The sequence below is a fragment of the Streptomyces sp. NPDC001514 genome (genome assembly GCF_053597075.1).
The window spans coordinates 140,707-151,847 of sequence record NZ_JBSFHO010000021.1 but is presented as its reverse complement, the minus strand read 5'-3'; the positions used below and the strand labels follow the sequence as shown (position 1 = coordinate 151,847).

Below are 11,141 nucleotides of genomic sequence, written 5' to 3'. Positions count from 1 at the left end.
GTTCACCACGCCCGGGGACGCGCAGGGGTCGTGTTCGGGACACTCAAGCGTGATTTGTGGCGCGCGGCATGGGCGATGACTGGTGGGTCCGGGGTGGCGCGCGCCGTAAATCATGCCGTCCCGGATACGAGCCCCGGAGCGGCCCCGGGAGGGCAACCGACCCGGCACCGGGCACCCCCGACCACCCAGCCCGTCCGGCGATTGAGGACGGACACACCGGTCACCGTCGCGGCACGGGGCACCCCCCACCACCCAGCCCGTCCGGCGCTTGAGGACGGACACACCGGCCCACCCGGCGGTACCGGGTGCATACTCAGCCCGCCGGCCGGCACCGCGGCACCGGGCGCACACCCAGCCCGGACGCCGCCGCGGCACCGGGCACACCGCGGCCCCGCGGAGCGCTACCGCGGGGCCGGGTCCGGGCCCGTGGCTACCGGCCGGGCAGGGTCGGAGGACCATTCCGACCAGGAGCCTGCGTACAGCGCGGCCCGGATGCCCGCGATCTCCAGGGCCAGGACCTCATGGGCGCCGGAGACGCCCGAGCCGCAATAGACGCCGACCTCGGGGGCGTCCGATGCGCCCAGACGCTTGAAGCGGGCAGCCAGCTCACCCGCAGGGAGGAAAGTGGTGGCTCCCGGGGTGACGTTCTCCGTCGTCGGGGCCGAGACCGCGCCCGGGATGTGGCCGCCGACGCGGTCGATGGGCTCGACGTCACCGCGGTAGCGCTCGGCGGCCCGGGCATCCAGCAGCAGCCCGGTACGGGCCAGCGCCGCCGCGGCGTCCGCGTCGAGCAGTGGCAGGGCGCCCGGTACCGGAGTGAAGTCGCCCGGCTCCGGAGTGGGGAGGTCCGTGGTCAGCGGGCCGTCCCACGCCGCGAGGCCCCCGTCCAGGACCCGTACGTCCTCGTGGCCCGTCCACCGCAGCAGCCACCAGGCCCGCGCCGCCGCCCAGCCCTGGCCGCCGTCGTACGCCACGACCGGAGTGGAGCCCGACACTCCCGCGCGGCGCATCACCGCTCCGAAGGCCGTCACGTCGGGCAGCGGATGACGGCCGCCCGCTCCGGGCGGCCCTGCCAGCTCGCTGTCGAGGTCGACGTACACGGCACCGGGCAGATGCCCGGCCTCGTACGCGGGTCGTCCCGGCGGGCCGCCGAGCTGCCAGCGGACGTCGAGGAGCACCGGCGGCCGCGGACCGGCCGACTCGCTCGCGAGTTCTGTTGCGGTGATGATGGGGGTCATAAGAGCCATCCTCGCGCAGGGCACGGCGGGCCCGTAACGGCGTCGGAACGGATGGGCGAAGCCAAAACGGGCATCCTCTCCTGTGGGATCCCCGGTCATGCGGCGCGGCCGGGGCGTGCCGCACGCCGGTGGTGCGAGCATCTGCACGGGGCACAGAGCCACTGCCGCACGACGGCCCGCATCCGGTCCCCCCGCCGCACGGCCACGACGCTGGTCCGAGGAGAGAGTGACGATGACCGAGGCGACTCGGCGCAGACCCGGCACGCCCTGCTGGGTGAGCCTGATGGTGCACGGACTTGCCGCGACACAGGACTTCTACCGGGCGCTGTTCGGCTGGGACTTCGTCCCTGGCCCGCAGCAGCTCGGTCCCTACGTCCGGGCGCTGATCGACGGCAAGGAGGTCGCGGGCATCGGGCAGCTCCCGCCCGATCGTCATCTGCCGGTCGCCTGGACGACGTACATGGCCACGGAGGACGCCGACGAGACGGCCGAGCAGATCAGAATGTGTGGCGGCACGGTCGGCGTCGGGCCGCTGGACGCGGCGGACGCGGGCCGGCTGGCGATCGCTTCGGATCCGGAGGGCGCGGTCTTCGGGGTGTGGCAGGCCGCTGCGCACGCGGGCATCGCCCTGTTCGGGACGCACGGCACACCGGTCTGGCACGAGCTGGTGACGCGGGAGACGTCGTCGGTCAGCAAGTTCTACCAGTCCGTCTTCGGCTACGAAGCGGAGCCGATCGTCTCCGCCGACTTCGACTATCTGACCCTGCACCTGGAGGGCCGCCCGGTGGCCTCCCTGCACGGTGTCGGCAACGCCCTGCCCCGCGACAGGGGCTCGCACTGGATGACGTACTTCGAGGTCGGGGACGCCGACGAGACCGCGGCGCTGGTGGTGGACCTCGGCGGGCACGTACTGCACGAGCCGCGGGAGGGGACGTGCGGACGGATCGCCACAGTGGTGGATCCGGAGGGCGCGGTCTTCACGATCGTGCGGAGTGCGGCGCGCTCGTAGCCCGGGCCGGATGGCCCCATATACGCAGGTCAACGCTCTGGCGGGATTCCGTTGGAGTATGGCAATCCGGCCAGTTCCCGATGAGGCGTGCCCTGACTGGCGTCGAGGTCACCGACCACGAGGAGGACTGGTTCGCCGGGGCGCGCGGACGTGGTCGTCGTGCCCGGTGCGGCCGGGAGTCTGCCCGAAGGAGAGGACGGCGTCCCGGACGACAGCATCCCGGCCGTCCTCGCCCATACCCTCGCCACCGGTCTGCCGGCCCTGATGAAGGAGGCCCTCGACCGGCCGGGGCTCACCGTGGCCACGGTGTGCGGAGGGTCGCTGGTGCTGGCGATGGCGGGCCTGATCGAGGGCCGCCCTGCAACCACCAACCATCTGGGGCTCGACGCGCTCGCGGCCACCGGAACGGTCGCGATCGACGCGCGCGTGGTCGACGACGGCGACCTGGTGACCGGCGCGGGGGTGACCTCCGGGCTGGATGTGGGCCTCTACCTGCTGGAGCGCGAACTGGGCCCGCGTGTCGCCCACTCGGTGGAGAAGCTGTTCGCCCACGAACGCCGCGGGACCGTCTGGCGCAACGCCGGACACGCGCCCACCCTCACCCTCTGAGAGCTGGGCAAGCGATCAGGTCGCCCACGCCCTGAGCAGCGCCGCTGCCGAGCGGATCAGGGGGCGGTCGCCCTGTCCCAAGTGTTCGGCGGCGCGGATGAGTTCTGTCACGACGGCCGGATCGTGCGCCTGAACGCCGAGCGCAAGCAGCGGGTCGAGCTGGGCGGACCAGGCCGAGCGTGCCGCAGCCGGGGTGGTCGCGGACGTCTCGGACACCGTGCGTGCCCACGACCGGATCTCCTGCGGATCCGCGCAGGGCAACGGGAAGCAGTCCTCGGCGGCCGAGGGCGCCGATGCGCACCCCTTTCGTACGGCGCCGGCCAGAGCCGCTGCCATGGTGGTGTGATAGCAGGTACCGAAGAGGTACGCGGCGGCCTTGTCGCCCGCGAGGCCGGTCAGGATCTCGGGGCGGTGGACGGGGCTGGGCACGGCGCCGTCCGGCCGGGCAGCGCGGGCCAGCATGTGCCAGCCCTGGTGTACTGCCGGGGCCGAGGCGTGTCCGTCGGCCAGGGCCGCGTCGCAGAGCAGTAGCTCTGCCAGCAGGTCCAGGCTGCCGCGGGCGAGGTGTACGCCGAGCAGGATGCGTACGGTTTCCCGCAGGCGGGATGCCTCTTCGCTGCCGCCGAGGCCAGGACCAGGGGGACGGTGCCCGAAGTCCGTCACGTAGAACAGGACGTGGGTGAGGGCGTAGGTCTCACTGTCGGTCAGCTGGAGGACGTCCGGGCCCCGGGCCGCGATCGTCTCGCGGTGCAGGGTTTCGAGGTCGGGCAGCGCCGCGGGTGCCGTGAAGCCTCCGCGGTCGATGAAGTAGCGCAGCTCGATCCTGGTGAGCGCCGGTTTGTACGGTCGGCCGTGGGCGCCCGCGTCCGCCGCGAGCAGTGCCGAGCACGCCCTGCGCAGCGCGGGGTGGGGGCGGCCGAGCAGGTCCAGGAGCGCGATCAGGTTGAGGTGATAGGGGAACAGTTCGTCGCCGCGGCGCAGTCCGTGCTCGAAGCCCGGAGCGCTTACGGCGTGTTCGGCGAGGTCGAGGGCGCGCGTCGCGAGGGGCGCGTCCTTGGGCAGGATGCCGGACCGGTCAAGGACCCGGATCAGCCCGAGGAGTTCGAGGAGGGGGCCGGGCCGGAAGGGGCGGGGAGGCAGGAACTCCTCCCAGCGCTCCGGTGCGAACCACTCCAGGTGCGCCTCGATCCACCGCAATGCGCCCTCGAGGACCCGCCCCGCGGCCCCGTCCCCGTCCCCGCCCTCGCCCTCGCCCTTGTCCTTGGCCTTGGCCGGCGGCGGCCGCATCGCACTGCTCGTACCGCCCGTCCTGCTCGTACGGGCGTATGCCGGAACCGGCGGCCAGGAGGCCATGTCATCGGGAGCGGTCATCGCCCGCTCCGGGTCCGCAGCAGCGCCAGGACCACAAGCAGAGTCCCGCCGAGTGCGCTCAGGTCCGCCCACCACGGCATCAGGCCGTCGACTCCGAGCAGGGTCTGCCGGGCCAGATCGACGGCGTACGTCATGGGATTGAGGTGCATGATCCAGGCCAGCCAGGCCGGGGCGTCCTCGGCGCTGAAGACCGAACCGGACAGGAACAGCATGGGGAACATGGCCAGTTGGACGGTGGCCTGCAGCGTCTGGACGCGGGTGATGACGGTGGCCAGGCAGAGACCGATGACGCTGAACACGGTGGCGGCGAGTGCGTAGCAGCCGACCGCGGCGGCGAACCGCCCCGGAGTCAGCACCACCCCCATCAGGGGAGAGAAGGCGAGCATCACCACGCTCTGCGTGGTCACCATCCCCGCGCCCGCGACGACCTTCCCCAGCGGAAGGCAGACCCGTGGCACCGGGGCGACCAGCAGCTCGCGCAGGACGCCGTACTCGCGGTCCCAGGCGTACGTCTGGCCGGATGCGATGCCGATCGAGACGACCTGGATGGCGATGATCCCGGGAAAGACGTAGGCGCTGAAGGGCACCGAGCCGACCGAGCCGATCATCCCGTCGAAGCCGATCGCGTAGACGAGGACGAAGAACACGATCTGCACAGCCTGGCTGAACAGCACGCCCGGGCGCTTGACCTGGCGCAGCAGATCACGGTGGGCGATGACGGCTACGGCGCGCAGGGCGACGCGCAGCCGGCCGTCACCGGCCGCGAGGGGAGGGGCGGTGGTTGCGGTCGTCATGGCGTGCTCACGCTCTCCTGCTGGTGGTGCGGTCCGCCCTGGCGGCCGGAGTCCTCGGCGGCCGCCAAGTAGACGTCGTTCATCGACGGATGGCGTACGGAGACGGTCAGGCCGGGAACGTCCAGGGCCCGGATCACCTCGGCGATGCGGGCCTCCGGCTCCGCGCAGTGCACCGCGACGCCGTCGGGTTCGATCAGCGGCTCGAAGCCGGCGGTGCGCAGCTGACGGGCCGCGGCGTCGTTGTCCGCGCAGCTCACCACGATGCGGGAGGAGTCCAGGCTGCCCTTGAGCCGGCCGACACTGCCCTGCCGGACGATCCGGCCCTTCTGCAGGATCACGATGTCGTCGGCGTACTCCGCCTCGTCCATGTAGTGCGTGGCGAACAGGACGGTGACGCCCAGCTCGTCGCGCAGCCTCAGCAGATCGGCCCAGACGGCGGCGCGGGCCGTCGGGTCGAGGCCGTTGGTGGGCTCGTCGAGGACGATGAGGCCGGGTCGGTGGAGCAGAGCGCGGGCGATCTCCACCCGTCTGGCCAGTCCGCCCGACAGCTCCTCGACCGGTTGGCGGCGGCGGTCGGCGAGGTCGAAGAGGTCCAGCATCAGGCTGATCCGGGCCCGCGCGTCGGCGCGCTTCATCCCGAAGAGGCGGGCGTGGAACCACAGGTTGCGCTCGACGGAGAGCTCCTTGTCCAGGGTGCGTTCCTGGAAGACAAGGCCGAGTCGGCGCCGCGCGGCGGTCGGTGCCTCGCGGACGTCGTGACCGAAGATCCGTACGGTGCCGGAGTGGGGCCGCGCGGCGGTCGACAGGACGCCCAACAGGCTTGACTTTCCTGCGCCGTTAGGGCCGAGCAGCGCGGTGATACGGCCCGGCGGGGAGCTGATGGAGACGCCGTGGACGGCGGTCACCCTGCCGTAGCACACGACGAGGTCGGCCAGCTCGAAGGCCGGTGGCTTCGTGGCCTGCACGTCGGCTTGCGGGAACATGTGCGTTCGCTCCTTCGGCGGCCGGCTCATGCCAGGCCCAGGGTGCGGTCCCAGGGCAGTGGAGCGTCTCCGGTCGGCAGGAGCGAGAGCGCCACGCCCGCGGCGCCCTCGAGCATGCCCGCGGTGTTCACGGCCCGGTGCGGGATCGGTGAGCGGGCGGCGGCCGGGAAGCGCATGAGGTGGCGGAACCCGAAGGGTGCGTCCTCGTCGGCACATTCCAGGACCTTGGCGGTCAGACGGCGCCGCCCGGCGTGGAGTTCGGGGTCGTCGCCGGCTTCGGCGACTCGGGTCAGGATCCGCAGCAGTCCGGCGTAGCCGTGGCAGACCGTGGCACCCTCGATGGCCCACAGTGACTCGTCCCGGCGCAGTGCGGCACGCAGCGCCTCGACGGCGGCGGTGCGCCAGGCGGACCGGTCCATGACCCTGCCGGCGCGGAACAGCGCGGCGGCCACGCCCGGGGTGCCGTAGCACCAGGCGGTACGGGTGAACAGCTCGTGCGGGCGCTGCGCCGCCACCTCGTGTTCCAGGCCCGCCCGCGCGGGCCAGTACGGTCCGGCGTCGTCCCGCAGCGTCCAGCTCAGCAGCCAGTCGGCGATGCGCTGGACGGCGTCGCGCAGACCCGGCTCCTCGCTCCCGGCCTCGTATGCGGAACAGAGCACCGCGAGCGGTCCGGTGATGCCGTGTGCCATGCCCAGGTTGAAGTCGCCGCGCGGATACTCCGCCCGGTCCCTGTCGCTGATCTGCAGCTCGGCCGGTACCCACCACCCGGGAACCTCGTGTCCGTCGACCCGGATCGGCTCGGTGAGGTCGATGAGGTGACGGAGCGAGGCGGTGAGGGCCGCTTCCACGTCGGGGCCGGTCTCGACCGGGTCGGCCACCGAGTCCAGGAGCAGCCGGGTCGTCCCCGACAGGCCGTTGATCAGGTCGTACGCGGCCCAGTCGACGCCGATGCCACCGGACTCCGCGCGGGCGTGCACGATCCGCAGCCGCTCGGTCTGGTCATCGGCGACCCAGGAGGCCAGCCTCCGGCGCAGCGAGGCGTAGTGCCCTTCGGGTCCCGCACACGTCTGTGCGGCCGCGAGCAGCGCGGCCGGGCCGGAGAACAGGCCGCGGCTCGGTACCGCGTTCATGACGCGGCCGGCGGCGGCGAGGTGCCGGTGCGCGAGCTGCCGCCAGGCTTCGTCCTCGCGGGCCAGTTCGCCGTAGAGGAGGGCGGTGCCGGGGAGCCCGTTGGCGAGGGTCAGCGGTCCCCACATCACGGCGTCGTAGATGGGGTCGCGGTTGTCGTCGCGGGAGGCGACGGCGGCGACCTGGTCGGGGTCGGTGAGCCGTTCGGCGACCAGGGCGACGACGTCCCGGGCACGGGCCGTGGTGGCGTCGTCCGCACGGGCGTCCGCGTGGACGGTGGTACTGGCGTTCACGACTGGTGCCTCCGGCGGTTGAGGTGGTCCTGGACGGCGCCCCGGGCTGTACCGAGGACGGTCAGCTCGCGGGCGCTCGAGCCGCCGAAGAGGCGGTTGCAGACCATGTGGAGCAGGCTGCCGACGACACGCCCCTCGGGGGTGTCGCCGGACCTCCGTACGTGGTCGGCCAGTCGGCGAACCGCCTCGTCCCTGGGACGCAGCGCCGCCAGGGCGCGGGCACCGGCCGGGTCGTCGGCAAGAGCGGGCCAGCCACCGTAGGGGTCGATCAGGCGGCGCCAGTGCGCGGACCTGGCCCGGAATTCGGCGGGCAGGTCACGGCGTGCGCCGGTCATGGAGAGCCAGGCCGCGGCGCCGTCGTCACCGCAGTCCTCGGTGACCCGCGGGTTGCCGGGTGCCGGCGGCCCGAAGGCGTGCGCGAGGGCGGCACAGGAGACGGCGGCGAGATCGTCGACTCCGTGCTCGTTGGTGGCAGCCTTGGCCAGCCGCAGCAGTTCGAGCGCGGCCTCGCTGTCGTACTGGAAGACCCGCTCGGCAAGGCGCTGGGCGGCGAACCCTCCGTAGCGCTCGCTCTCGGGGTCGTACTGCGCGAGGGTGTGGCTGCGCAGCAGCCCCTCGCGCTGCCACCGTTTGAGCAGTGCGCCGATCGCGGGAGCGGCCTCGCCCCACAGCTCCTTCGGGTGGCTGCCGTGCAGCCGCAGCCGCAGATGATGACCGGCGTCGTCGGTGTAACGGATGAAGAACCAGCCGTCGGCGCCCTTCTCGCCCGCCAGGTTGACCAGTTCGGGTATGTGGTCGCGCAGCAGGTCGTCCTGACTGCGGGCGGCGCCGTGCAGTTTGAGGTAGAGCCACTCGTCGCCCAGGCCGTGCACGGTGCGTCCGGGCAGGCAGTGCCCGGCGTAAGGGCGGCGTGGAACGCCGGACTCCCGGCGGGTCAGCGCGACGACCAGTTCGGCGGTGTGCCCGCTGAGCGGGCTGTCCAGCCAGCCCTCGTACTCGCCGGGAACTTCCTGGGCGATCAGGTCGGGGTGGCGCAGCACCTGGTCGAGCAGCAGCTCGCGATGCCAGGCGTCGTCGAGGTCGAGCAGCAGCCGCTGGTCGGCGGTGACGGCGAGGACCTGGCGCGGTACGTCCCACGCGGCCCGCCACGCGCCGATCGCGCTGTCCCAGTCGGCGGCGCGTGCCCCGTCCTTGCTCGCGGGCAGCCGCTCGGCGCGTACGCGTATCTCGTCCAGCCGCCAGACCGCACAGGCCAGTACGAATCTGCCGTACCGCACCCGTGGCATGAAGGGCGCGTCGGTGAACGGCCCCCAGTTCCACGGCTCCCACAGGCGCTGGCCCTCGAGGCCGATCTCCCAGAGGAGCCGGACCGCGTTGGGCGCCTGTGCGGGTGCGCTGACCATGTTGCCGAGCACGGGGACGACCTCGCGGCCGGTGGGCAGGTGCACAGCGGTGAGCCGGTCCAGGGTCGCCCCGATGCCGATGTCGCACAGGCGCAGTTCCTCGACGCCGGGGCTGCCGGGAACCCCGACGCTGATGCGGCGGCCGGTGGCGGGGATGGTGTGGGCGAGGTTGGCGGCGCGGCCCGAGCGCGGCCTGAAGGCGAGGTCGACGGGTACGGCGTCCTGGATGTGCACGGGGTTGTCGCGGTGCAGGGCGGCGAACCGGCCCTGCCAGTCGGGGTGCTGGTCGGCGAACCGGGCGAAGGTGGAGCCCGCCCGGTGCGAGCCGGGCGACGGTGACAGGAAGACCCGGAAGTCGCCCTTGTCGAGGGCCTCCGTCGAAGGGGCGACGACCTGGACCGTCACCTCGCAGGAGCTGGGCAGGTCGGCGGGGTCGGCATGGGCTGCGCGGCCGGCGTGGTCGGTTCGGTCGTGGCACAGCTCGTCCAGGTCCGCGGCTTCGAGGAAGACTTCGCGGCGTCCGGCGCGCTGCGCGGCCGCGACGAGGCGGGCCATGGCGCGGTCGCGGCGGGCCGTGCGGGGGTCGTCGGGCGGGACGGGCGCGGCCTCGCTGTTGGGCCAGCCGTAGCCTGCCGGGGCGCCGAGTCCGGTCGACTCGTCGAGGAGTTCCAGGACCGGCACAAGGCGGTCGGCTCCATAGGTGTCGAGGAATCGTCGGTGGTAGTCACGCAGGGCGAACAGTCCGAGCTTGGGGCGGGAGAGGCGCCACATCACGCCGGTCGCCTCTTCGATCACCTCGCGCACCGCGTACGGCAGGTGCAGCGTGTGGTCGAGCCGGGTGTCGATGTGCACCGGGGTGTCGTCGGGCTCCAGCGAACGTGCCGTCTTCAGCAGCCGGTTGAGTTGTTCGCGGCCGTCGCCGACCGCCCGGGCGTCGTACTCCTGGCGCTGTCGCTCCACCGCCAGCAGGGCATCGTGGATGCGTCGGGTCTCGTCGGAGGGCTCGGTGACCGTGGCGAGCAGATCGAGGACGTGCTGCAACGGGTCGCCGCCGTCCAGCGGGGGACGCAGTCCGGTGATGAGGATCTCCTGTCGCACCAGCTCGGCGAGCAGGCCCCGGACCTTCTCGACGGGCGCCTGGGGGAAGGCCTCGGCGGTGCGCCGGACCAGGTCGACATAGGTCACCGGAGCCGCTGATTCGGCAACGACCCGCTCGACGACGGGCGTTCGACGAACGGACACGGTGGAGCGTCCCTCTCCGTCGTCGCCGGGTCGCACGCCCTGTGTGGAGGGAGAGACGAGCACCAGGCGGTCACCGCGGGCGACCAGCGCCTGATGGGCCTGGAGGGTGAGCGCGGACAGCACGGCCGGGTCGCGTTCGAGGCGATGGCCGATCCGGGTGAGCCACTGCATGTCGACGTGGGTACGTGTGCGGTGCGCGGTGCCCCGCTGCGCCTTGGCGGCCGAGTCGAACTGCCCGCTCTGCACGCCCGCGAACAGGCCGAAGGGGGTGGGCCGAGTCCGCATCCGGATGTCGTAGCGCAGCACGGCAAGCGCGGCGCGGCGCAGCTGCCCGGCCTTGATTCCGGTGGCCCCGCGCTCGGCCACACGGCGGATCATGCTGCCGAGGCTCGGCGAAGCCAGGTCGAGCGCCTCGCTGAGCACCGGGTCCGCGGGAACGGAAGCGAGCAACTCCGCGCAGGCGGTGAGGTCCTGAGGCCCTTCGGCGGCCGGAGGACGCAGCCCAGCGGCTCCCGGTGCCAATGGGGCCCGGTACAGGAAGACGTCTTTCGCCGCGAAAAGAACCTGCTGTGACGGTTCCCCCATGGGTATCCCCCTTGTCGTGCGTGGCACTTCGGTCGTACGGGCACTTCAGTCGTACGGGCCACTTCGGTCGTGCGGGCGCGCCTCGGTCGTAAGTGCGCGCCTCGGTGGTGCCGGGAACTGCCGGTGGGGCCGGGCGGGCGCCCGCCCGGCCCCACGGTCAGCTGTTCTCAGCCAGGTGTGCCGTCAGCAGCAGTGGCTGCAGCCGGAGCCGCCGCCCTGGCTGGTGCAGCCCGGGGTGCAGTACGAGACGCTGGTGATGGCCGGGCCGGCGACGGACTTCTCCACGCCGATCTCCAGGTCCAGGTCGAACAGGTTCGCCTCGCTTGACTGCGCGGGAGCATTGATGCCCATGCCGCCTCCTTCGTAGAACCGAATAGGTGTTCGTGGGTCGCGATCCGTGGATCACGCAATCACGAACTCGAGCGATGGCTCAATGACTTCGCTCCCACATGGCAGTCCTGGCAGTACTGCCAGGTCGGCACCAGC

The 11,141-nt window shown here is 72.5% G+C and carries 8 protein-coding genes and 1 pseudogene; 2 read left to right on the top strand and 7 right to left on the bottom strand.

Translation table 11 applies throughout. The features are described 5' to 3' along the window. Positions 1-401: 401 nt before the first annotated feature. The gene (locus ACWCXB_RS22715; protein ID WP_450725276.1) at positions 402-1,238 is read right to left on the bottom strand and encodes a sulfurtransferase; all 837 of its coding nucleotides are present in this window, start codon (positions 1,236-1,238) and stop codon (positions 402-404) included. 232 nt (positions 1,239-1,470) lie between these two features. On the opposite strand from ACWCXB_RS22715, the gene ACWCXB_RS22710 reads away from it, so the two are divergent. After that, positions 1,471-2,247, top strand: a complete 777-nt coding sequence (locus ACWCXB_RS22710; RefSeq protein ID WP_450725275.1) for a VOC family protein — start codon at positions 1,471-1,473, stop codon at positions 2,245-2,247. A 132-nt stretch (positions 2,248-2,379) separates the two neighbouring features. Further along, positions 2,380-2,856 (top strand): annotated as a pseudogene (locus ACWCXB_RS22705) (DJ-1/PfpI family protein); the annotation flags it as partial. Between the two features lie 15 nt (positions 2,857-2,871). Here the strand turns inward: ACWCXB_RS22705 and ACWCXB_RS22700 are convergent. The 6 genes from ACWCXB_RS22700 to ACWCXB_RS22675 form a co-directional block, all read right to left on the bottom strand. After that, the gene (locus ACWCXB_RS22700; RefSeq protein ID WP_450725274.1) at positions 2,872-4,227 is read right to left on the bottom strand and encodes a DUF6895 family protein; all 1,356 of its coding nucleotides are present in this window, start codon (positions 4,225-4,227) and stop codon (positions 2,872-2,874) included. Beyond that, the gene (locus ACWCXB_RS22695) at positions 4,224-5,021 is read right to left on the bottom strand and encodes an ABC transporter permease (protein WP_450725273.1); all 798 of its coding nucleotides are present in this window, start codon (positions 5,019-5,021) and stop codon (positions 4,224-4,226) included. Before ACWCXB_RS22695 ends, ACWCXB_RS22700 begins: the two co-directional genes overlap by 4 nt. After that, positions 5,018-6,004: an ABC transporter ATP-binding protein gene (locus ACWCXB_RS22690; protein WP_450725272.1), complete on the bottom strand. Its 987-nt coding sequence runs from the start codon at positions 6,002-6,004 to the stop codon at positions 5,018-5,020. Before ACWCXB_RS22690 ends, ACWCXB_RS22695 begins: the two co-directional genes overlap by 4 nt. A gap of 26 nt (positions 6,005-6,030) precedes the next feature. After that, the gene (locus tag ACWCXB_RS22685; protein ID WP_450725271.1) at positions 6,031-7,425 is read right to left on the bottom strand and encodes a lanthionine synthetase C family protein; all 1,395 of its coding nucleotides are present in this window, start codon (positions 7,423-7,425) and stop codon (positions 6,031-6,033) included. Then, positions 7,422-10,655, bottom strand: coding sequence for a lantibiotic dehydratase (locus ACWCXB_RS22680; protein ID WP_450725270.1), 3,234 nt, complete (start codon positions 10,653-10,655; stop codon positions 7,422-7,424). Before ACWCXB_RS22680 ends, ACWCXB_RS22685 begins: the two co-directional genes overlap by 4 nt. Positions 10,656-10,838: 183 nt before the next feature. Continuing rightward, complete coding sequence (locus ACWCXB_RS22675) at positions 10,839-11,006, bottom strand: gallidermin/nisin family lantibiotic (RefSeq protein WP_450725269.1); 168 nt, start codon at positions 11,004-11,006, stop codon at positions 10,839-10,841. Positions 11,007-11,141 lie beyond the last annotated feature (135 nt).

Coding starts and splice junctions, on each gene's coding strand:
- ACWCXB_RS22715 (WP_450725276.1), bottom strand. CDS start 1,238: ATGACCCCCATCATCACCGCAACAGAACTCGCGAGCGAGTCGGCCGGT.
- ACWCXB_RS22710 (WP_450725275.1), top strand. CDS start 1,471: ATGACCGAGGCGACTCGGCGCAGACCCGGCACGCCCTGCTGGGTGAGC.
- ACWCXB_RS22700 (WP_450725274.1), bottom strand. CDS start 4,227: ATGACCGCTCCCGATGACATGGCCTCCTGGCCGCCGGTTCCGGCATAC.
- ACWCXB_RS22695 (WP_450725273.1), bottom strand. CDS start 5,021: ATGACGACCGCAACCACCGCCCCTCCCCTCGCGGCCGGTGACGGCCGG.
- ACWCXB_RS22690 (WP_450725272.1), bottom strand. CDS start 6,004: ATGTTCCCGCAAGCCGACGTGCAGGCCACGAAGCCACCGGCCTTCGAG.
- ACWCXB_RS22680 (WP_450725270.1), bottom strand. CDS start 10,655: ATGGGGGAACCGTCACAGCAGGTTCTTTTCGCGGCGAAAGACGTCTTC.
- ACWCXB_RS22675 (WP_450725269.1), bottom strand. CDS start 11,006: ATGGGCATCAATGCTCCCGCGCAGTCAAGCGAGGCGAACCTGTTCGAC.